Annotated in this window: 24 protein-coding genes and 1 tRNA gene; 23 read left to right on the top strand and 2 right to left on the bottom strand. The window is 46.7% G+C overall.

What is annotated here, in order from left to right; translation table 11 throughout:
• Positions 1 to 94 precede the first annotated feature (94 nt).
• The 19 genes from I8U18_RS05530 to I8U18_RS05440 all read left to right on the top strand — a co-directional run bounded on the left by I8U18_RS05530 (position 95) and on the right by I8U18_RS05440 (position 13295).
• A complete protein-coding gene (locus I8U18_RS05530; protein ID WP_033099253.1) occupies positions 95 to 1129 on the top strand; it encodes a GerMN domain-containing protein in 1035 nt (344 codons plus the stop codon).
• 176 nt (positions 1130 to 1305) lie between these two features.
• Complete coding sequence (gene rph / locus I8U18_RS05525; protein ID WP_033099252.1) at positions 1306 to 2076, top strand: ribonuclease PH; 771 nt, start codon at positions 1306 to 1308, stop codon at positions 2074 to 2076.
• An 80-nt stretch (positions 2077 to 2156) separates the two neighbouring features.
• Complete coding sequence (locus tag I8U18_RS05520) at positions 2157 to 2780, top strand: XTP/dITP diphosphatase (RefSeq protein WP_198064558.1); 624 nt, start codon at positions 2157 to 2159, stop codon at positions 2778 to 2780.
• A 28-nt stretch (positions 2781 to 2808) separates the two neighbouring features.
• On the top strand, positions 2809 to 3312 hold the full coding sequence (locus tag I8U18_RS05515) for a metallophosphoesterase family protein (protein ID WP_033099251.1): 504 nt from the start codon (positions 2809 to 2811) through the stop codon (positions 3310 to 3312).
• Between the two features lie 169 nt (positions 3313 to 3481).
• Positions 3482 to 3558 (top strand) — tRNA-Arg (locus I8U18_RS05510).
• Between the two features lie 159 nt (positions 3559 to 3717).
• A complete protein-coding gene (locus I8U18_RS05505) occupies positions 3718 to 4776 on the top strand; it encodes a tyrosine-type recombinase/integrase (RefSeq protein WP_198064557.1) in 1059 nt (352 codons plus the stop codon).
• A gap of 153 nt (positions 4777 to 4929) precedes the next feature.
• A complete protein-coding gene (locus I8U18_RS05500) occupies positions 4930 to 5706 on the top strand; it encodes a helix-turn-helix domain-containing protein (protein ID WP_198064556.1) in 777 nt (258 codons plus the stop codon).
• Between the two features lie 267 nt (positions 5707 to 5973).
• Positions 5974 to 6816, top strand: a complete 843-nt coding sequence (locus tag I8U18_RS05495; RefSeq protein ID WP_198064555.1) for a hypothetical protein — start codon at positions 5974 to 5976, stop codon at positions 6814 to 6816.
• Between the two features lie 59 nt (positions 6817 to 6875).
• Positions 6876 to 7178, top strand: coding sequence for a hypothetical protein (locus I8U18_RS05490; RefSeq protein ID WP_198064554.1), 303 nt, complete (start codon positions 6876 to 6878; stop codon positions 7176 to 7178).
• A 575-nt stretch (positions 7179 to 7753) separates the two neighbouring features.
• The gene (locus tag I8U18_RS05485) at positions 7754 to 8146 is read left to right on the top strand and encodes a hypothetical protein (RefSeq protein WP_198064553.1); all 393 of its coding nucleotides are present in this window, start codon (positions 7754 to 7756) and stop codon (positions 8144 to 8146) included.
• A gap of 57 nt (positions 8147 to 8203) precedes the next feature.
• Positions 8204 to 9076, top strand: a complete 873-nt coding sequence (locus I8U18_RS05480) for a sigma factor-like helix-turn-helix DNA-binding protein (protein WP_198064552.1) — start codon at positions 8204 to 8206, stop codon at positions 9074 to 9076.
• 230 nt (positions 9077 to 9306) lie between these two features.
• Positions 9307 to 9576, top strand: a complete 270-nt coding sequence (locus tag I8U18_RS05475) for a helix-turn-helix domain-containing protein (RefSeq protein WP_198064551.1) — start codon at positions 9307 to 9309, stop codon at positions 9574 to 9576.
• An 86-nt stretch (positions 9577 to 9662) separates the two neighbouring features.
• Positions 9663 to 9833, top strand: coding sequence for a hypothetical protein (locus I8U18_RS05470; RefSeq protein ID WP_198064550.1), 171 nt, complete (start codon positions 9663 to 9665; stop codon positions 9831 to 9833).
• Complete coding sequence (locus I8U18_RS05465) at positions 9826 to 10179, top strand: hypothetical protein (RefSeq protein WP_198064549.1); 354 nt, start codon at positions 9826 to 9828, stop codon at positions 10177 to 10179. The genes I8U18_RS05470 and I8U18_RS05465 overlap by 8 nt, the downstream gene beginning before the upstream one ends.
• A gap of 20 nt (positions 10180 to 10199) precedes the next feature.
• A complete protein-coding gene (locus tag I8U18_RS05460; RefSeq protein ID WP_198064548.1) occupies positions 10200 to 10997 on the top strand; it encodes a hypothetical protein in 798 nt (265 codons plus the stop codon).
• Positions 10998 to 11013: 16 nt separating this feature from the next.
• Complete coding sequence (locus tag I8U18_RS05455) at positions 11014 to 11598, top strand: hypothetical protein (RefSeq protein WP_198064547.1); 585 nt, start codon at positions 11014 to 11016, stop codon at positions 11596 to 11598.
• Positions 11599 to 11845: 247 nt separating this feature from the next.
• Positions 11846 to 12103: an HNH endonuclease gene (locus tag I8U18_RS18155; RefSeq protein WP_370589376.1), complete on the top strand. Its 258-nt coding sequence runs from the start codon at positions 11846 to 11848 to the stop codon at positions 12101 to 12103.
• 69 nt (positions 12104 to 12172) lie between these two features.
• Positions 12173 to 12523 (top strand): hypothetical protein, encoded by a 351-nt coding sequence (locus I8U18_RS05445; RefSeq protein ID WP_198064545.1) that lies wholly within the window; start codon positions 12173 to 12175, stop codon positions 12521 to 12523.
• A gap of 79 nt (positions 12524 to 12602) precedes the next feature.
• Complete coding sequence (locus I8U18_RS05440) at positions 12603 to 13295, top strand: NUMOD3 domain-containing DNA-binding protein (RefSeq protein ID WP_198064544.1); 693 nt, start codon at positions 12603 to 12605, stop codon at positions 13293 to 13295.
• A 678-nt stretch (positions 13296 to 13973) separates the two neighbouring features.
• Here I8U18_RS05440 and I8U18_RS05435 read toward each other — a convergent pair.
• Entirely contained in the window at positions 13974 to 14810 is an 837-nt protein-coding gene (locus tag I8U18_RS05435; protein WP_198064543.1) for a tyrosine-type recombinase/integrase, read from the bottom strand.
• Positions 14811 to 14970: 160 nt separating this feature from the next.
• Complete coding sequence (locus tag I8U18_RS05430) at positions 14971 to 15777, bottom strand: hypothetical protein (protein WP_198064542.1); 807 nt, start codon at positions 15775 to 15777, stop codon at positions 14971 to 14973.
• Between the two features lie 569 nt (positions 15778 to 16346).
• Here I8U18_RS05430 and I8U18_RS05425 point away from each other — a divergent pair.
• The 4 genes from I8U18_RS05425 to clpX all read left to right on the top strand — a co-directional run bounded on the left by I8U18_RS05425 (position 16347) and on the right by clpX (position 20679).
• Positions 16347 to 17204 carry a DMT family transporter gene (locus I8U18_RS05425; RefSeq protein WP_198064541.1) on the top strand — a complete coding sequence of 286 codons (858 nt, stop codon included), beginning with the start codon at positions 16347 to 16349 and terminating at the stop codon, positions 17202 to 17204.
• 237 nt (positions 17205 to 17441) lie between these two features.
• Positions 17442 to 18734: a trigger factor gene (gene tig / locus I8U18_RS05420; protein ID WP_033099250.1), complete on the top strand. Its 1293-nt coding sequence runs from the start codon at positions 17442 to 17444 to the stop codon at positions 18732 to 18734.
• Between the two features lie 83 nt (positions 18735 to 18817).
• A complete protein-coding gene (clpP, locus tag I8U18_RS05415) occupies positions 18818 to 19408 on the top strand; it encodes an ATP-dependent Clp endopeptidase proteolytic subunit ClpP (RefSeq protein ID WP_033099249.1) in 591 nt (196 codons plus the stop codon).
• A gap of 5 nt (positions 19409 to 19413) precedes the next feature.
• Complete coding sequence (clpX, locus tag I8U18_RS05410; protein ID WP_198055044.1) at positions 19414 to 20679, top strand: ATP-dependent protease ATP-binding subunit ClpX; 1266 nt, start codon at positions 19414 to 19416, stop codon at positions 20677 to 20679.
• Positions 20680 to 20700 lie beyond the last annotated feature (21 nt).

Here is a 20700-nt window from a genome sequence, read left to right as displayed (position 1 = left end):
CACACACCCGGAAGAGAATGACAAAAAAGATGTGCTAAATCCCTCCAATGCTCGTATACATGATAGTAGATGACTTGTCCTTGGAGGGATTTGCATGTTGAACAAGATGTTTCGCGCATCCGTCGTCTTGTTGCTGTTGCCGCTGGCCGTTACCGGTTGCACGTTCGGACCGGAAAAACACACATCCAGGCCGATCGACCCTCCGCCCGCAAACGCGAACCCCGTTGCGGCAAAACAAGCGGAAAGCCCGAAGGAAACGAGCAAGACCGAACTCTATTTTTTATCTGATTCCGGTTATGTCGTCCCTTATGCCTTAAATATTCCTTTATCGAAGGGGAGGGCGATCGCCCGGGATGCCTTGAGCCTCATGGTCAAGGGAGGGGCCGGGGAATCGATGATCCCGGACGGTTTTTCCCCGATCCTGCCAAAGGGGACACAGCTGAAAGGATTAAATATCCAGGATGGAACGGCGACCGTCGATTTTTCCAAAGAGTTTTTAAACTATGATCCCGGTCAGGAAGAAAAAATGTTGGAGGCGGTTACTTGGACGTTGACCGGTTTTCCGCAAGTAAAAGAAGTAAATATCTGGGTCGAGGGCAAACCCATCGCGGTAATGCCGAAGAAAAAGACACCGGCCCAGGGATTGACCAGGGAAAATCTTGGGATCAATCTGGAAGTGGCGGAAGGAACCGAGATGAATCGAAGCATGCCGGTCACCCTTTATTTCCTCGGCCAAACCCCTGATAACAAGGTTTATTACGTCCCGGTCACAAGAATGGTCAATGAGACGTCAAATGCAGCGGAGGTCACCATCAAAGAACTGATCAAGGGACCGCGGCAGGATGCCGATTTGAGCGGAGCTTTGGACTCCGATACCGAGGTAAACAAAATACAGGTAAAAGGGGACACGGTCTTTGCCGATTTTGGCGAGCAATTGCTCGAATATGGGAACCGGTCGGCTTCTAAAGACGCGCTGCAAACCATTGTTCTTTCATTAACGGAAAATACCGGTTATAAAAAGGTAAAACTGAGTGTAAACGGAAAGCAAAACATCATGGCGGCCGGTGAAAAAGATTTGCTTGATCAGCCGGTCACACGTCCGAAATTCGTAAACCCTCAGTCACTTTAAATAAGAAAAAACGGCAAACGATAAGTGTTGAGGGACGGATGCAATTCATCTCTTGACGGTTCGTTTGCGGGCAACTCCGGGATGATCACGTAATCATCCTTTTTTCTTTTCTTTATTCGGAAATTGAACCAAGGGTATGCTATACTTAAGGGACTTGGCACAGGAGGGTGACATCATTGAGAGTAGATGGTCGCGCATATGATGAATTGAGAAAAGTATCGATGGAAAAAGATTTTATTAAAACAGCGGAAGGTTCTGTTTACATAACTGTGGGGGACACGCGCGTCATTTGTACTGCCACTTTGGAAGACCGGGTTCCCCCGTTTTTGCGAAACTCCGGCAAGGGCTGGATCACGGCCGAGTATTCGATGTTGCCCCGCGCGACGCAGACACGGACCATTCGTGAAGCGAGCAAGGGGAAATTGAGCGGGCGCACGATGGAGATTCAACGTTTAATCGGGCGCGCTCTTCGTTCGGTCGTCGATCTTGAAGCACTCGGCGAACGGACGTTGTGGCTGGATTGCGATGTGATTCAAGCCGATGGAGGGACGCGGACTGCTTCGATCACCGGCGCTTTTGTCGCCATGGTTTCGGCCCTTGCCCCACTGGTGAGAAACGGGACGTTGAAATCCCTGCCGGTCAAAGACTTTTTGGCTGCTACAAGCGTCGGCGTGATCGGGGAACATGCCTGCCTCGACTTGTGCTATGAGGAAGATTCGTCTGCGATTGTCGATATGAATATCGTGATGACGGGCTCCGGTCAGTATGTGGAAATTCAGGGAACAGGTGAAGAAACGCCGTTTTCCGCCGAGCAGCTTGCCGAATTGCTCTCCCTCGGCCAAAAAGGAACGTCGGAACTGATCCGCCTGCAAAAAGAGATTTTGGGAGAAGATGCCGAGCTGGTCGGAGCAGCCCAAGTCAAAAAAGAGGCTTCGGAAAAAGCGTAAAAATGGCGTACAGCAACTGCCGCTTGCCCATGACGAACCCGTTCATGGGCATTTCCATGTTTGATGCGGGAGGAAACAACATGAAAAAACGCTGGGTTTATCCTCACATTACCATCGCCACCGGAAATAAAAATAAGCTGAAACAATTTGCCGAACTGTTTGCCAAACATCTCGGGCTTGAGGTTAAAGGTTTGGCCGATTATCCTGATATGCCGGAGATTGTGGAAGATTGCGACACGTTTGAAGGAAACGCGATCAAAAAAGCGGAGACCATATCCCGAATGTTAAATATTCCGGTAGTGTCCGATGATTCCGGGCTGGTCGTTCCCGCCTTGGGAGGGGAGCCGGGTGTTTACTCGGCACGTTACTCCGGACCGGGAGCGACGGATGAACAGAACAACCTCAAGCTCCTGGGCAAGATCCAAGCCATACCGCCCGAGCGAAGAGAAGGGTTTTATGTCTGCGCGATGGCCCTGGCCGTTCCGGGAGAAAAGACCGAAGTGGTCCGCGGGGAATGCCGGGGAATAATCACAGACCAACCGCGCGGAGAATGGGGTTTCGGTTATGATCCTCTGTTTTACTTCCCCGAAAAAGGGAAAACGATGGCGGAACTGACAAATGAAGAGAAATTTGCATTCAGCCACAGGGCCAGGGCGACTGAAAAATTGATCGCCTTATTGAAAGAGCGTTATCTTTTTTCATGAACATTGCCGACAGGAGGTTGATGTCCGGATGAAAGTCCTCATTGTCAGCGACTCCCACGGGAAAGGAAAATTGCTGAATCAGATTGTGGAGCGCGTCAAGGCGGATCATGTGATCCATTGCGGCGATTTTTGCACAGACGAGAAACAGCTGCCCGCTTGCTCGTTAACCGTGGTTCGTGGAAATTGCGATTGGGAACAGGTTCCCATGGAACAGATCTGGAAGCGGGACAGCCTCACGTTTTTTGTGACACACGGGCATCGTTATCAGGTGAAAACCACTCCGCTGCCTGTTCGCTACCGGGCACAAGAGCTTGGAGCGCAGATCGCCTGTTTTGGTCATTCTCACTTTCCCTTTTGCGAAAAGGTGGGAGACGTATTGCTGATTAACCCGGGAAGCATTACCCTTCCGCGCGGTTTTCCCTTTCCGACCTATGCTGTGCTCACAAAAGAAAAAGATCTGTTGACTGTCACTTATTACAAGACGGACGGCACACCGACCCGCCAGCGCGGCTTTAAGGGACGTCTGGACTGAATAAAAACGAGGAGCAGGGCAAATCCTGCTCCGCCTCTCTAACGGTAATGACTTCGTTTCGATTTTTTGCAATAACTGGTTTGATTGCCTGTAAAAATTAAAAAATGGGTCTTGACGAAATGTATTGGTTTGGTATATGATAATTTTGCTATCGCAATCAACAAGTTGTGTCCCAGTAGCTCAGCTGGATAGAGCAGCGGCCTTCTAAGCCGTCGGTCGGGAGTTCGAATCTCTCCTGGGACGCCAACCAGTATTTAAGCGGTATTACAACGTTATAGACCGTTATTTTACACGTAGGAAACACGGTAAATTAACGGATGAACGTGTGACCCACACAAGGGACACGCAGGAAAGACGCTAGCCTTTACCGTCTGCAATGGACGGAAAGGATGGCGTCTTTTTCTTATGTCTGAAAAACCTCGTAAAGCCCCCGTAAGAGAACGAAAAGGAAAAAGCCTTATCAAATCGCGAAATGCGGCTACCTCCTCTGCCGCTAATATTTTCATCAAATTAACGTTTAAAGAAGCGTTAGAGCTGTTTGTAAACGCTAAGAAAGCCGAAGGAATGCGGCCACGCACGATTAGCGACTATTACAAACATATGGAGTGGTTTCAGCGGTTCCTCTCGGAATTTTACCCGGATGTAAAAACAATTCAGCAGTTAACCGCCGATATTATCCGGCGCTATATCAACTATTTGAGGGATGAGCGCAACCCTTACGCGGGCAATCAAGCCCGTGAGAAAGACACGAAAGGGCTGGCCATCAACACAATTAATATCCGACTTCGCACCTTACGCGCTATGTGTCGGTTTTGGACGGAAGAAGATTATTTAGTCGAGAACCCAATGGCGAAGATTAAACCGCTACGCAAGGACACTATCGACGACATGACCGGATTTACGGAAAAGGAATTAAAAGCGCTTTTTAGCGTGCTGGACACCCGACAATACAGCAATTTTCGCGACAAAGTAATCATGCTGCTGCTCCTTGATACCGGAATTCGCATTAACGAGCTAGTAAACGTGCAAATCTCGCATTTGGACGTTAAGCGCTTGACGCTGACTATTCCGGCTGAGATAGCGAAGAATCGCAAGAGCCGGACTATACCCGTTAGTCGTAAGGTTATGAAATTACTTTTAGAACTGCATGAGGAGAACAAACAGTACTTCGAGCCTACGGAGTTCCTGTTTCTTACCGCTTACGGTGACCAAATGTTAGCCGATACATTCCGCCGCCGACTGTGGAAGTACGCGGAAGAGGCTGGTATAGAACGAGCTACACCGCACATGTTCCGGCACACGTTCGCACGCGACTATTTGCTTGCAGGCGGTGACGTTTTCACACTTCAACTGATACTCGACCACGCGGATATAGCTACCACGCGCCGCTACGTGCAAATGGACGAGAACCACGTAAAGGAACAGCACCAGCGTTTTAGTCCCGCTTCTAAATACCTGAAATAAGCAGACAACGGTTTTTAGGCATAAAAAGAGCGTCCCGGAAAGGTGGGACGCACGCCAATAAAGCGAATATGAAAAAGAAACTGTACGACTAGTCTAGTACATATTCGCGGCGTGTGTCATTTCCTTTCCGGCGTTCACCGGGGAGAGAACAGCATGAGCATTAACGTAGAATATGTACGACTTGCGAAACGATTCGCTAACTTTAAGGATATAGATTCTTTGAACGGCGCAATTAGAGCGCACCTATATAACAAGAAACACCTGCTGACGCCTTCCGCAGTCGCGGTATTCAAGCTATTGGCTCGCTATGGCGCTAAATACTGCGGTTGCGCGTTTCTCAAAATCGATAATATCGCAGAGTTAACAGGATATTCCCGCCGTACCGTTTGCCGCGCGTTGAAACTACTGGAAGATTTGAAGATGGTTTTACGTCGTCATATGATGCGCCCCGTAAGCGGGGGTAACGGTGCGAATTTATACGTTATTCAGAAGTACCGCAAAGATGCGGACGTCACCCCGGAAGAGGCACCCCGCACAGAACCGGAAAAGCTGCAAGAGACAAGCTCGGAGCCGGACAAACCGGGGGCCGAAACTGAGATTATTCAAAGCAGTATTAATAAAAGAGTATTAAAACGTATTGGGAGCGTTTATGACAACTTTAAGTCTGTTGTTTACTCCTATATACCGGAAAAGAAACTGCTATACCGATTGTACGGCGTCTATTTACACCAAACACGCTATTTAAAGAACGCATACAGCGAACAGGAACTGTTAGACACGGCTATTTATGCGCTTAGAACGGCATTTAACCGATATAAGAAGGGTGGATTACGGAACCTGCCCGGATATTTTAACGGCGTTCTATCAAAATGCTTAGACCGTCTTTACTACTCGTACTTGAACGAGGCCGAATATCATCAATACGCCTAAGAGCGGCATACAGGAGGAGATAAATACATGCGCGGACTCAATGTATTCTCAGCCTTGTTAGTTCTCGGATGCGCTGTTTATATCAGTGTTGGACATACCCACAACCTTTTTATGAGCGTCGGTTTTAATTCGGAGGACGCGTGGGTAGCGACGCTACTATCTGAAACAATGTTTATGACCGGAGGCCTAAACCTAGCAAAAGCCCGTCTCAGCGGATATAAACCGTCGGTACCGTCATACCTAGGCTTCATCCAAGGCGTCGCGCTCGTGGGATGGAGTAATATAGCCGCCACCTTTAAATACGGTATTTCGGGCTGGCTGTTAGGCGGTTCTATCGTAACAGCAGTTCTTATAATGGAAAGCATCATGACGGCAGAAACAGGTAAGAAGAAACCGAAACAGGAGACAGAGGAGCGGGAAAGCATCGACCGTCAACCAGAACGATTCACCCACCGTTTCGCCCACGTCACCCACTCGGAGGAGATTCAACCGGATGACTTCGACCGTTTCAACCAGTTCACCCAGTCTTTCAACCAATCTTTCGCCCAGCCGGTTGAAAAAGCGGATGAAACGGATGAATTCGCCCAACCCTTCGCCCACTTCGACCAACCAATCACCCAACCGGATGAATTCGACCAACCAAATGAAACGGATTCAACCGACCGCATCAACCAACCAGCAGGCGGGATGGACGATGTAGCGGGTGAAGCGGATGACGTAGCGGATGAAACGGGCGACCAGCCGACCGCCCACGTCACCCAAGAAGCCAACCAGTCAGATGAATCAACCACCCAACCGGATGAAATCACCCAACTAGCCGACCAACCGACCAACCAGCCGGACGAGTCAACCGCCCAACTGGATGAACAAACGGATGAAGTGGATGAAATCGCCCAGCAGGATGAAGAAGTGGGCGAACAAGTGGATGAAATGGGTGATGAAACGGTCGAACCGGAACCGAAGACACCGCGTGAATGGGCGATGATGGAATACGAGAAAAACGGTGACCTCCCAAGCCGGCGCGGTTTGGCGAGGTTAGCGGGTTGTTCCGAGTATAAAGCCGGCAACGTGTTGAAGGAGCTAAGAGCGGAATTAGGGTTAGCGAGCTAAAGGCAGGCGCACATTGCGCCTCCTATAAATTCATTCCCTTTACAGAAAGGACGATTTAAATGTTAACGGAGAAGCAATCGGAGATTTTCCGTAACGCACAAGATGATATTAAAAAGGTTGCCCGCGCAGTGTATCTGATGTGCCCAGAACTAAGCATAGAAGATTTAGAAACGTACTTTTACGTAAAACTGCGCAAGTCATGTGCGATGTTAAATACGGATATACTCGACGATGACGGGACAGCAGAACGGTTTGTAAATCTATCGCTAAAAATAGATGCACGTAACCTTACCGTCTGCCGCGACCCGAAAATACTGATTAATAGCGCTAAGGACGAATATAACCGCTTAATTACAGTCTAACGGAGTCATTAACGGGCAGGGCTGGGAGGGTATTTTACGGTATTCCGATGACAACACGGAATAAATTTAACTTTTTTCGTTTTACCCCTTATAAAACCCCTTTTTTTGTGTATGTGAGGGTGAAGGGGTTTTTCTCCGGCGAGCTAAACCCGGAAAAAGGCGCAACGCTGACCGTCGAAACGGTGATTACACTAACGGCGCAAATGTCTTTTGTATTAGTGAAGAGGGTTTTTTAGGTGAGCGGGTATTAACCCGTATCACAAATAATCTTTTATTATGCGCATTAGCACAATCTTTTTCTTTAATCCAGCGTTCCATTTACGGATTCTTGCTTGAGTATGAACACGAAATGACGGCAGGGTAACCGTTTGGGAAGTGTCAATAAGGTATTTCATACGTTATGAAGGCGTAGGCTACGCGGCCTGCGTCTTTTATTTTTGCCAGTTTATTAAAGTAAATTGCTGTTTTATCTAAAAAAAAAATTTCGCTCAGAGTGTGCGACGGGGGTTTCTCGCCGGTACTGTATAGTAGATAGTTTTTTTAAATCCGATTACATGACGAAGGAGCGATAAATCATGAGTAAATTCAAAGTGAAAACAACGTATTATAACTGTCCATATTGCGAGCGCCCGCACGACGTATTACAGACGGTAGACCGTTCCGGCGAAGCTAAGGCGCTGTTTTGCCCGCACAAAAAAGACATTATTAAGGTTTTAAGCTACGAATGGAACGGCCTTAACATTGAAAAGTTAGTCCGCAACTATATTATGATTTGCATCGACTTAAACGGAATCGAAGATATGAGTCTACGAAACATCGGACGGCTCGCGTTTAAGATAGCTAAGAGCCTACAGCGGGAAAGCCCCGTTATCAAAAAGGCAAGCGTTAATCTCTTTTACGTTAAGCGTATAGCCGAAATGCTACTGCTTTCATTTCAGAATAACAGTTTAGAGCGCACATATAAGTAACGGCGTAGCTAGCGCCGCTTAAATCCCGAGTAACTATAAATCCCGGAGGTATCGAATATGAGCAAATATGATGTTATATTCGGCGCGGAACCGAAAGCAACCAACGAAGCAGTAAGTGAAGCCTTTAAGGAGTACAACAAGCGAAAGTCATACGCGCAAGAAATCGAAGAGGAAATAGACCGTTGCATGGGCGCGCCTGCCGATTGGTACGAATACGAGTTGAAAAAGCTAATCTATCCACTCGACATGCGGGACAATGTTAATTTTGAAACCGGTAAGACTAAGACGAAGCTAGCGGCGGCGATTATGTCGAAAGTCCGGACATTCGTTAAAGAGAACACAGATTTATATTACGGTAACTCTCTAGGTTCCGATATGTACCACTTAGCAGTCGAAGACGTGGGAAGCCGCGTAGCCGCGAAAGTCGGTATGATTATCCACAACATTTATGAAGGTAAATTTAGCCCCGACGCATACCGGAAAGGCTTAACTTATTTCTATCTGGAAAGAGCGATTAGAAACGAATTCACCGAGATAACCCGTGAGATTATCCGCAAGAACGGCGGCAAAGTGGAGCGGGGTATTAAATCCGAGGAATTGACCGAGGGAGAGCGGGAAGAGTTAACGCGCATCCGCCGGGAACGGAAAGAGAAACGCAGACACGCCGAGGAAGTGTATAAGGAGCAGGAAAGAGCGCGGCGTGAGCGGGAAAACGATGTCGAAACACAAGTTATTAATAAGATTACCGTCGAAAACATGATAGCCGACCAGGTATTAACAGATGAGGAACGCGCGGTATTGGTTTATATGTACCGTAACCCCGGTGCTAGTCACCAAGAAATAGGCGACGAGTTAGGAATTAACCGCCGAACGGTTAGCAGAATTATCCAACGGTTAGGTAAAAAGTTAGCTCACCATATAGAAGAATAAAAACAGAGTGTAAGGGGCATAGCCCCTGCAAGCAAAGCTTGCTATCTCTCTATCTCTATTACTAGTTATTACTGTTATTAAGGTATACACGGTATTAAGCGGAGGGGGCGGTATATACGGTATTAATCGTTACCTTCCGGGGCGCGTTGCACCCCGTAAGAGACGGTCAAAATAAAAATTTGGGACACCTTTTCGGAAAAAAATCGAAAAAATTTTTGGAGGTGCTTATGATGTATCGTAAACCGACTATCCGACTGACTAAACGTGATTTAGACGTTTTATGTAGCTTAAAAGGCATTACCCGGCGAGAACTAGCAAAACAGCTAGGATATAGCGAAAGTTACTTATCCCACGCTAGGAGGAACGAAATACCGTTCCGCATGTCGCAGAAGATTTGTATGCAATTAGGGATTGACGATGATTTCGTATTGGAACTGCGGGAGCTACAACGGCTTTACGACAGCATTACCGGTAACAGCGATACAACGATTAGTGATTAGTTAAACGCCACGGCAAATAACACGTATAGCCACGGCGTTTTTAATTTGCATAAATACACGAATACACCGCAGGAGGTGGCCGAGCGGTGAACACGCATCCGGAACCGGAAGAAAAGCTATTCACGCAAGCCGAGCTAGACGAAATAATCAAGCGACGTCTTAAGCGGGAGCGCAGAAAGCGGGCAGACCTGCTTAATTACATTGCTTGGCTGGAAGAGAAGGTAAAAGAGAATAAAGAGGCGATGAGCGATGAGTAAATACGTTATAGACCTACGACTCGTTAAGGATAAAGAACTACACGCCGTCGCGCTAATCGAAGCGCCTAACGGTGAAGAAATTGACGTGATAGATTTTAGTTCACCCTACATGACGAAATCAGGCGTAGCCCACAGCACGCTAGACAAGGCGGCGAAGGTTGTAGCGGAACACGGCGGAAAACACATTCACCTTCGCACAAATTTCCTGCCACTACACCGCGATTTTGCGCGAAGGCGGAATAACTTTCCGTTAACCCGCGTTACGTTGGGACGCTTGAAAGAGTACGGCGTAAAAATTGACAGCGTAGAACTGATTGAAGATAGCGAAAGCGATATTATTCTTTAACCAATCAGGAGGATGATAACATGAAAAGCACGATTATTCACGTTAACCCGGAAACCGGAGAGAAAATGGTTGAGCAATCCGTTTTCGTAACGGAAAGCACGACGGCACAAGATGGAAGCAGATACGAAAAAGGGAACATTTACACGGTTCCGCAAAACCGAGCCGAAGCGCTGATTAAGGAAGGCAAAGCGTCTAGCGTTTCCTTCCCTGCACTCGAGGCAATCTCGGTGACAATAGATAACCGCCTTAACCAGTTCAAGAAACAGTATGACGAAGTAAAACACCATGAACGGTACAACGATAACGAATCGGAAAGACGCTTTCAGCTTCAAATGCTGGAAATGAATCTTGAGGCGGATATGCAGGCGCTGAAACAGAAGTACGCGGAAGAACTAGAGAATTTGCAACGCGAAATCGCGCGGGAGAGTCTCTCCGTAGAATTCACCACGTCCGAAACCGTTAACGCATACGCCGATAACCTCATCGCGGAAGCGGAATATACCGACGACAAAGAAGGATTAGCGGATTTGCTCGCTATTAAGGTATCCGCAATGGACGACAACGAGCGGTTAACCCTTCTGCGCCGCTTAGGTCAGATTGCCGCCGCATTGTCGGAAGGTGCGCAAGGGAGCGGAAAGACACGGATTAAAGAGAAGCTCGGTAAAATCCATGCGGCATTGAAATCCGCGCATAAGCAAAATGAATACGATTTGAAATTACGGCAATTGGCGGCGATTAAACAGAATGACCCGCTTACCAACTACCGCTTATATAAGATGGCCGTAAGACGTAACGACGCAAGCCGCTTTAACTTCTAATCGGAGGTGCTAACGGATGGAAAACCGGAATAATAACGCGGAGCGCGGCGGGTTTGTTGACGCGGAACAGTATGCCGCATTGCGGAAAGAGCATATGAACGCGCAGATAGAAATTGAGAAGCTACGGGGCGAGTTAGAGCGGCTCGCTCCGTATAAAACGAAATGGCTAGACAAGGTAAAGACCGATTTATTATCCGAGTATCAAATACCGGACGAACAACGGGAATATTGGGCGGAACGAATCACGGGAGACAGCGAAGATGAGTTAAAAGCGTCGGTAGAGCGGTTACACAACGAATTAAAGCTATCGGCCAAACCGCCTTACGTCGACCCCTCGCTTATTAATCCACGGTCTAACCGTCCTACTAGCAACGTTAAGAAGGCATTGTACGAGACAGGGCGGAAAGCGGCAGAGAAGGTATTAGGCGTTAATAACGGCGCTACTCGTGTAATAGACCGCAACTATGGTATTGGCGCTAAGCGTTCAGCGGCTCCGGTACCGAAACCGCAGTATAGACACGGTAGCACCCCGAGCCGGAGCGAAAAACACCGCAGGGAAAGCATCTTACAACAGTTTAGACGGTTCCTAGCGGGCAAGTAACGACATTAACAGGCGCAAATACAAGAGGCGCAGGAGAGATGATAAATGGAGGTTATCTTAACGTCGGGCGGTATTATGCTGTTCGGTACATTAACGATTACTACTGGAGGCGTTAAGCGTGGAAGAAAAACAACTGCGCGAAAGTACTGTCTTAAACGGTATTCCTACAAACACCGATTTATTAAATAGAATAACGATTCCAGAGAAGGGTTTACACCCAAATAGTAAACCCGTATCATTCGACGTTATGGAATACGGATGTTGGCGCCCAACCTGTCATATACCAGCACACGGACTAGCACAGGTGCGGCGGAACGGAAAGCCCGTATATGTGCGTCGGTTGGTATACGAACACTTTAACGGGAGTGTTCCAGACGGCCATAGACTTGTTAATACGTGTGAAAACCGTTGGTGCTGTAATCCCGAGCATTTAGAGGCGAAATTACCTGTAGACATTTCGGATGTGCTAGGGAAAGTGTTTACACGGCAGAATTGCGAAGATTAAAGCGCCAAACCATTAAGGGGCGGCGCTGATTTAAATATAAAACATCAAATCATATGGAGGTAATGCTTTATGAAATTTACTGTTATTAACAAAATCGAGAAACTTGGTGCTGGTGTGTTGTTCGTCAAATCCGATATCTTCGACGATGCGGGCGTATTCGTTTCTACCGTCGATAACAAAGTAGTATCCGACAATGAGAAGGCGGCAGTATTGGCACACTTGGACGCGGTTAAAACGGCGCTTGTTACCGCTACTGCAACGGAGTGCCACTTCGCGACTAATTCGGGTATCGTATTCAACAAGTTGCAAGCTGTTTACTCTCAATTGTCGACTAAGGATGCGGACTATGCCGCTAAATGGGACGAATTCGAGGCGGCGGGCGTTCCGATTACGGGACTGAGTAAAGTTAGCGCTTATTAATGTGGGGGGATTAACGGCGGGGCTATCGTAATAACCCCGCTTTTTCTATTTTGATAAACACGACAAAGGATGCGGTATTATGGTGGTTTATCTCGCTAGGAACAAAAAGAATAACATGGTATACGTTGGGGCGACTATCCGGACACTTGTGGAGAGGAAGCGGGAACACGAGCGAAAAGCGCGGAACGGTAGTTTCAGCGCATTCCATAACGCTATTAGAGAGTACGGAGCGGATAACTTCGATTGGTCGATTATTGATACCGCTAGTACTGCAACGGAACTAAACGAAAAAGAAAAACGCTGGATTGCGCACTATAGCGCTACAGACGGAGTTTATAACAAGTTAGAAGGCGGGAATGCCGCGTATGATGAAGAAACGCGGCAAAGAATCAGTAATTCACTTAAAGGAAAATTCGCAGGGGAGAATAACCCTATGTACGGAAGAGTAGGAGAAATGAACCCTTTCTACGGAAAAACGCACACGGAAGAAGCTAGACGCAAGATGGCAGAAGCAAATACAGGCGCAAATAATCCTAGTGCGAAAATAAACGATATGCAAGCGGCTTTTATACGAATGCTAACCCCGGCGATAAAGACGAGGGAAAATCGCGATGCGGATTTTTCGCAAGGTGAAATAAGCGAATGGTTCGGGGTATCTAGCAGGCAAGTGCGCGGCATCTTAAACGGCAAATCATGGCTGCATCTCGGTAAATTCGAAGAACTACGCGATGAATTCCGCAGGTTATACGAAGAAAGCAGGCGGGGACGTTAATACCCCCTCTTCTCTACTGTTATCATTCGTTATCAGACCGGAAGAGAGAGGAAGATATCGGTAGGGGATGACTATAAACGGTTTGTATTGCAAACTAACATAACACCAATTATTTGACCCGTCGGCCAGTTATTACCGTTAAAGCAAACACAGTAACGATACGGTAAACTGTAAGTTATTAGAAAACGCTATATTTCGGTATCTTTCGTGAGCTAACGTTATGTTTTCGTGAATTCTAGGGGTTTACGGTTGTATTCCGTCTTATTGTTCGGGTTTAAAGCATTGGGCAATGGGTGCTTGGCTAAAAATCGTTCGGGTTATCGGTAAGCTATCAGTAAGATACGGCTATGATACCGATATAGACAGCGATAAACAACGTTAGGATACCGTCAGATGATACCGACTAACGACGTAAATACCAGCCTCGGGCACCCGGCGGATGGACGGCCGGAAATCCTAGGGGTTTGTAAATTTCGGATGTCCAGCGCTATATAAACTCGAATATACGCCTTTCTAAGCGTTGTTTATATGCGGGGATACCTACGGTACCTACCCGGAAAATAAGACGGCTTAGAAGCGAAATTAGAAGGGTTAATAAAATAGCGGTGTCGAAACCCCGCGTAAAATAAGGTTTCTACACCGCCTAATAACTGGTGATTTTAAAGGGTATATGGTTGCTCAACCGAATACTTTAGCAACGGCGTTTTCTAAATCGTTCATATCCGGTTTAGCGTACCGTCTAGTAACGTTAATGTCAGTGTGCCCCATTAATTCCGCTACCGTGGCGATATCGGTACCGGCTTCTACTAACCGTCTGGCATAGGTGTGCCTTATTGCGTGGGGATGTGTGCCTAATTTGTCTATTACACGTTGAATAGAGCGTACAGACATACGGCGCTTATAGTTAGATACGAATAATGCCGGCTCATCATCGGTTCTAGTCGCTAAATATTGCCGGATATGATGCCGCGCTTCTGCCGGCAGGGGAACAGTGCGCGCTACTTGTCCTTTACCGTTTCTAACGGTGACGGAACCGGAGCGCTCGCCTAATTTAACATCATCAATGTTTAGCGCTACAAGCTCGCTAACCCTTAACCCGGTATAGAGCAACGTATAAACGATAGCGGCGGTTCTAGCTCCTTCCCGTTCCGCTTCTCTTAATAACCGGTTATATTCGTTCCTAGCTAACGATTTAGGCGCAATGTTGCGGTTTTGTCTGGCTTCAGGACGGCGGATATTTTCGATAATATCCGAGCGATTGATATACCGTGCATAAGTGGTGATAGCGATATACTTCACCTTGATAGTAGCCGCTTTGTTCCCGATATTCTCTAAGTATTTCATGTATTGCTGTACGTCGTGACGTGTTAGGGTGTCGATATCTCCGCCTTGCTCGGTTAGCCACGCCGCAAAGTTATTCACATGACGTTTATAATCAGCGATAGTCTTCGCGCTTTTACCTTGTTCTTCTAAGTAACGAGTAAAGCCGTTGAGTTCTACGACACTTTTTTTCACCGTTAAACAACGTCCTTTCGCTATGTGTTTAGCTTCATTATAGCGGAAAGTGACGTATAACACAAGTTATATGACGTTTTTTGATAAACGATTTTTAGACCGGGGGGCGTCCCTCCGTGGATATACGGCGCCTGACCCGCCCGAAATTCCGGCAAATTTTTCAAACCGAGTGTTTGTTTTCTTCGATTTCCCTGTGGTTCGGAACCGAAACCTCCGTATCCTCATCCTCCGTATCCTCATCCTCTCTCCAATCCTCTTCCAGACTAATTTCGAATTTAAGTATATTCTCAAAGTAACTTTCAAAATCCGTTAACGATAATAGTTCTTCATTTATTGTGTCAATTTCTAATTCTGCTAGTAATAGTTGTTTTATACGAAATAGATTTTTGTATAAATTGACGTCTACTTCTGTAAAGTTTATTCGGTCATTATAAGTAATTTTTTTTAGTTGTTTTTGTAAATCAAGCATTGCTTTCTTAAGAAGAGGAGTATACAAGTAAAAGTTTCTTATGAAAAATATATCAAGCTTTTTACTATAATTGTTTATTTGGTTTGTAATTTCTTTCTCATTCGTTGGCTCATTTTTTAATCTCTTTTCAGCCACATAATTTATTTTTTCAACTATGAAATCATACATTTCATCAAACAATTCGTATAGTTCAGGGTATATTTCAATCTTTTTTTCAAATAATTTATCTCTAAGGCTGCTATTTGTCTGTTTTAATGCGGCTTGTACCGTTTTATTGCTGAAATAAACGGTTACCCCAACAGTTAAAAACACAAAAAAGCCGTTTATTATTGCGGCATCGACTTCGGGGCTTGTTAAGTTATGTGGCCAAAACGGTTTCCAGACATAAAGTAAAAACCATTTAACAAGCGGAAAAAACATAAATAGGCCTATTAATCCAATGAGAAAAAGAAACAACCATTTAGTTATATTCCAGAATCGTTTTAACTTTAGTATCATGGTATCGTCACCTTATATAGTATTTTTTAGATAAAAAATGCGTTTGAGCCTAGAATCTCAACAATTAATATAATTTTATATTCTCTTTATCTATCCTTCTAGACTAGTATTACGGTTAAAAACTTGCCGAAAATTTTCTAAAGTCGGGAGTTATCGTTGCTTTAACGTTCACTTTTACCGGTTGTTAGCGCCGTGGGAATCGTGGTATAATAAACAAGCATCACTCAATAATCTTAAACGTTTGCGGACGGTAAAGGTGCCGGATATTTTACCGTTAGGAAAACGTAGTAAATTAGCGTGTTTATAGCGCTTTACATACCGTTAAATGGCGTCTAAACGGCCTTCTAAGCCGTCGGTCGGGAGTTCGAATCTCTCCTGGGACGCCAAAACATGTCGCTTAAAAACGCCTGTCTTGATCGATTCGGTTAAGGGAGGCGTTTTTTCGTGCTGGTGTTATTTCCGGTTTTCACTCAAAGATCCGGGTTACTGGCCTGCGATGCATTCTTTCAGCTGATTTGGGCAAACGTTATATTATTTATGGTCTGAAAATAAAATCAAATCGAATGAGGGTGAATCGTGTGGCGGTGATTGCCGCGATGTTGGTGCTTGGTTCCGGTTTGGTCCATTCTCTGTGGAATCTCTTTGCGAAAAAGAGTATCAATAAGAATGCTTTTCTGTGGTACTGTCAGTGGGTGGCGATCGTTCTCTTTTTTCCATGGGCGATTTTGGACAACGGCGGTTTGCCGGACCAGAAGACGGCGTATCTCTTTCTTTTGATGTCCATGTTATTGCACGGGCTGTATGTCGTATTGCTGGCAAAAACCTATACCATCGGGGATTTGTCCCTGGCTTACCCTGTTATGAGGGGAACAAGCCCTTTATTGGTCCCCGTCATCGGTACTCTTTTTTTGCATGAAAGCCTCTCTGCCGGGAGCTGGATCGGTTTGGGGTTTATTCTGTTTGGGATCATGTTCCTCGGTGGCAGAGGAGGGAAAAAGAATTCGGATCATCCGCTGAAGGCAATATTGCTGTCTTTGGGAGTCGGTGTCTGCATTGCTGCTTACATCATTGTCGACAAGCTGACTTTAACTTATCTTTCACCTGTATTTTTAAATATGGCGACGAATGTCGGGAATATGCTTGCGCTGTCCCCGGTGATCATCAGACCTGACGAACTGAAAAAGGAATGGGTTTTCAACCGGAAGACGATTTTGCTGGGAGGAATCTTGGCTCCGGGAGGATATCTCCTGTTTTTGTTTGCCTTGTCCCTGGCGGAGGTGGCACAACTGGCCCCGATGAGAGAAATCGGCACGGTTTTCGGCACGGTTCTCGGGATCCTCGTTCTCCGTGAACGGCATGGTTTGCGGCGGATGGCAGGGTCGGCCATGATTACCCTGGGAGTGATCATGCTCGGGGTCTGGGGATAAATCTGATTTTGGGAGTTGTTGGTGCTTTACACCTGGGTGTGCATGGTTTAACATAGAAGCAGTTGCTTTCATACATAGTGAGTGAAGCATGGTCCCCCGGGCGGGATTTTTTCCTGTGGCAGGGCTCTTTCTTGCAAAGTGTTATCGCTGTGTTATAATGAAAGGGTTATTGCGGGAATAGCTTAGAATCGGACTGATTCATCTTAATTTATAGATTGACGCAGGAGGTTACCGTTGATGAAGGCAAGTTGGGAAAAAACTGAAAAAAATCAGGGTGTTTTGACTGTAGAAACCGATGAAAAAACAGTTGCGGAAGCATTGGATCAGGCATTTAAAAAAGTAGTGAAAAAAGTAAGTGTGCCAGGATTCCGGAAAGGAAAAGTTCCCCGTCCCATTTTCGAAAAGCGTTTCGGTGTGGAAGCTCTTTACCAGGATGCGCTCGACATCCTGCTCCCGGAAGCTTATGAAGCTGCGGTAAAAGAAACGGGAATCGAGCCGGTGGATCGTCCGGAAATCGACATTGAGCAATTGGAAAAAGGGAAATCTTTGATTTTCAAGGCGACCGTTACGGTAAAACCCGAAGTCAAACTGGGTGAATACAAAGGATTGGAAGTCGAAGAAAAAGACTTCTCCGTAAAACCGGAAGATGTGGATGCCGAACTGGAACGCATGCAAAAACAGCAAGGCCAGCTTGAAGCGATTGAAGACGGTGCGGTGGAAAAAGGCGACCGGGTGATCATCGATTTCGAAGGCTTTGTTGACGGAGAAGCTTTTGAAGGCGGAAAAGCGGAAAAATACACGCTCGAAGTGGGTTCCGGCACGTTTATCCCCGGTTTCGAAGATCAGCTGATCGGCATGAAGCCCGGTGAAGAAAAAGATGTGGAAGTAACATTCCCGGAAGATTACCACGCCAAAGAACTGGCCGGCAAACCGGCGGTATTCAAAGTGAAACTGCATGAGATCAAACGCCTTAACCTTCCGGAACTGGATGATGAATTCGCACAGGATGTAAGCGAATTTGATACATTGGCAGAATTGAAAGCCGATATCGAGAAAAACCTGAACGAAAAAGCGCAACAAGAGAAAGAAAATTACATTCGCAACGAACTCGTGGAATTGGCGGCCAAAAATGCCGAAATCGAGATTCCGCAAGTGATGATTGACCATGAAGTGGAGCATATGCTTCGCGACTTTGAGCAACGTTTGATGTACCAAGGTCTCAATCTGGAAATGTACGCCCAATTCACCGGACAGGATCAGGATGCCTTAAAAGAACAGTTCAAGGAAGATGCTGAAAAACGGGTTCGTGCCAACCTCGTGCTGGAAGCGATTGCCGCAGCTGAAAAAATCGAAGTGACGGAAGATGAGATCGAACAGGAAATCAAAACGATGGCCGAGCAAATGGGTCGCGAGTTGGAAGAGGTTCGCAAACTCGTCGAACAACAAGGCGTCATTGATTCCGTGAAAGAACAACTTCGCGTGAAGAAAACGATCGATCTACTTGTATCTAACAGTAAAAATAAGGCATAATGGTTATAGGAGAGCAAAAAACGGGGCACGTGAAAAACGTGCCTTGTTTTTAAAATAAGAAGCTCCGAAATGAGGTGTTTTCGATGCCTTTGGTGCCAATGGTCGTGGAACAAACGAACCGTGGAGAACGGGCATATGATATCTATTCCCGTTTGCTGAAAGACCGGATCATCTTTCTGGGAGGCCCGATTGACGACAACATTGCCAATTTGGTAGTTGCGCAAATGCTCTTTTTGAGTGCGGAAGACCCAGAGAAAGACATTCATTTGTACATAAATTCTCCCGGCGGATCTGTAACGGCTGGAATGGCGATTTTTGACACGATGAACCATATCGGCCCCGATGTTTCCACCATTTGTGTCGGGCTTGCCGCCAGCATGGGCGCTTTTCTTCTCGCCGCCGGTACGAAAGGGAAACGTTTTGCCCTGCCCAACAGCGAAGTGATGATTCACCAGCCGCTGGGTGGTGCGCGCGGGCAGGCATCGGACATAAAAATCCACGCTGACTGGATTTTGCGGACCAAAGATCAGATCAACCGCATTTTGGCGGAGCGCACAGGACAACCACTGGAAAAGATCGCCCGGGATACCGATCGCGATTTCTTCATGACCGCACAGCAAGCAAAGGAGTACGGGATTGTCGACAAGGTGATGACGACCAGTGGAAAGGGGTGAGAGAGTTGTTCAAATTTAACGAAGAAAAAGGACAACTAAAATGCTCGTTTTGCGGAAAATCTCAGGACCAGGTGAGAAAATTGGTCGCCGGTCCGGGTGTATATATCTGCGATGAATGTATTGAACTGTGCAATGAGATCGTGGAGGAAGAATTGGGCAACGAAGAGGAAATCGATCTGCAAAATCTGCCCAAGCCACAAGAAATCTGCAACATTCTCGATCAGTATGTGATCGGGCAGGATAAGGCCAAAAAGGCGCTTTCCGTAGCCGTTTACAATCATTACAAACGGATTAACTCTTCTCAGAAGGCCGATGATGTGGAACTTTCCAAAAGCAACATCCTGATGGTCGGTCCGACGGGGAGCGGGAAAACTCTATTGGCGCAAACCCTTGCCCGCATCTTGAATGTTCCGTTTGCGATTGCCGATGCCACTTCGCTTACCGAAGCGGGTTATGTCGGTGAAGATGTGGAGAATATCCTGCTCAAGCTGATCCAAGCTGCCGACTATGACATCGAAAAAGCGGAGCGCGGGATCATCTACATCGACGAGATTGACAAAGTGGCCCGCAAGTCGGAGAATCCGTCAATCACCCGTGACGTTTCCGGCGAAGGAGTTCAACAGGCTCTGCTCAAAATTCTGGAAGGCACGGTGGCCAGCGTTCCCCCGCAAGGCGGGCGCAAACATCCGCATCAGGAATTTATCCAAATCGACACCAGCAACATTTTGTTTATCTGTGGCGGAGCATTTGATGGTCTGGAAACGATCATCAAGCGCCGGATCGGCAAAAAGGTAATCGGCTTTGGCATGGATCATCAGAGCGTCAACATGAAACCGGGCGAATTCTTGAAATTGGTATTGCCTGAAGACTTGCTGAAGTTCGGTTTGATTCCGGAGTTCGTCGGACGGCTGCCGGTGATCTCCGCACTGGAACCGCTTGATGAGACGGCGTTGGTTCGCATTTTGACCGAACCGAAAAACGCGCTTGTGAAACAGTACCAAAAACTTCTCGAAATGGACAACGTCGAGTTGAAATTTGAGACGGAAGCGCTGGAAGCAATCGCTCAGGAAGCGATCAAAAGGAAAACAGGTGCGCGCGGATTGCGGGCCATCATCGAGACCATTATGCTTGATGTCATGTTTGAGCTTCCTTCCCGCGAAGATGTTCTTCAGTGCCAAATTACCAAAGATACCGTCTTGCATGGTGTGCCGCCCAAATTGATGACAAAGGAAGGCCGCGTCATCAACAGCAAAAAAGAAGAGACGGCGTAACGAAATTGTTGGCATCTGCCG

This window comes from Thermoactinomyces sp. CICC 10522 (assembly GCF_016055075.1).
GTDB classification, from domain to species: Bacteria; Bacillota; Bacilli; order Thermoactinomycetales; family Thermoactinomycetaceae; genus Thermoactinomyces_A; species Thermoactinomyces_A daqus.
The sequence above is the reverse complement of the archived record's forward strand: the minus strand, read 5'-3'. Positions and strand labels throughout refer to the sequence as shown.

Coding starts and splice junctions, on each gene's coding strand:
- I8U18_RS05440 (WP_198064544.1), top strand. CDS start 12,603: ATGGTGGTTTATCTCGCTAGGAACAAAAAGAATAACATGGTATACGTT.
- I8U18_RS05485 (WP_198064553.1), top strand. CDS start 7,754: ATGAGTAAATTCAAAGTGAAAACAACGTATTATAACTGTCCATATTGC.
- I8U18_RS05530 (WP_033099253.1), top strand. CDS start 95: ATGTTGAACAAGATGTTTCGCGCATCCGTCGTCTTGTTGCTGTTGCCG.
- I8U18_RS05515 (WP_033099251.1), top strand. CDS start 2,809: ATGAAAGTCCTCATTGTCAGCGACTCCCACGGGAAAGGAAAATTGCTG.
- I8U18_RS05520 (WP_198064558.1), top strand. CDS start 2,157: ATGAAAAAACGCTGGGTTTATCCTCACATTACCATCGCCACCGGAAAT.
- I8U18_RS05480 (WP_198064552.1), top strand. CDS start 8,204: ATGAGCAAATATGATGTTATATTCGGCGCGGAACCGAAAGCAACCAAC.
- I8U18_RS05460 (WP_198064548.1), top strand. CDS start 10,200: ATGAAAAGCACGATTATTCACGTTAACCCGGAAACCGGAGAGAAAATG.
- I8U18_RS05475 (WP_198064551.1), top strand. CDS start 9,307: ATGTATCGTAAACCGACTATCCGACTGACTAAACGTGATTTAGACGTT.
- I8U18_RS05455 (WP_198064547.1), top strand. CDS start 11,014: ATGGAAAACCGGAATAATAACGCGGAGCGCGGCGGGTTTGTTGACGCG.
- I8U18_RS18155 (WP_370589376.1), top strand. CDS start 11,846: ATGGAATACGGATGTTGGCGCCCAACCTGTCATATACCAGCACACGGA.
- tig (WP_033099250.1), top strand. CDS start 17,442: ATGAAGGCAAGTTGGGAAAAAACTGAAAAAAATCAGGGTGTTTTGACT.
- I8U18_RS05505 (WP_198064557.1), top strand. CDS start 3,718: ATGTCTGAAAAACCTCGTAAAGCCCCCGTAAGAGAACGAAAAGGAAAA.
- I8U18_RS05445 (WP_198064545.1), top strand. CDS start 12,173: ATGAAATTTACTGTTATTAACAAAATCGAGAAACTTGGTGCTGGTGTG.
- I8U18_RS05490 (WP_198064554.1), top strand. CDS start 6,876: ATGTTAACGGAGAAGCAATCGGAGATTTTCCGTAACGCACAAGATGAT.
- I8U18_RS05430 (WP_198064542.1), bottom strand. CDS start 15,777: ATGATACTAAAGTTAAAACGATTCTGGAATATAACTAAATGGTTGTTT.
- I8U18_RS05465 (WP_198064549.1), top strand. CDS start 9,826: ATGAGTAAATACGTTATAGACCTACGACTCGTTAAGGATAAAGAACTA.
- I8U18_RS05500 (WP_198064556.1), top strand. CDS start 4,930: ATGAGCATTAACGTAGAATATGTACGACTTGCGAAACGATTCGCTAAC.
- clpP (WP_033099249.1), top strand. CDS start 18,818: ATGCCTTTGGTGCCAATGGTCGTGGAACAAACGAACCGTGGAGAACGG.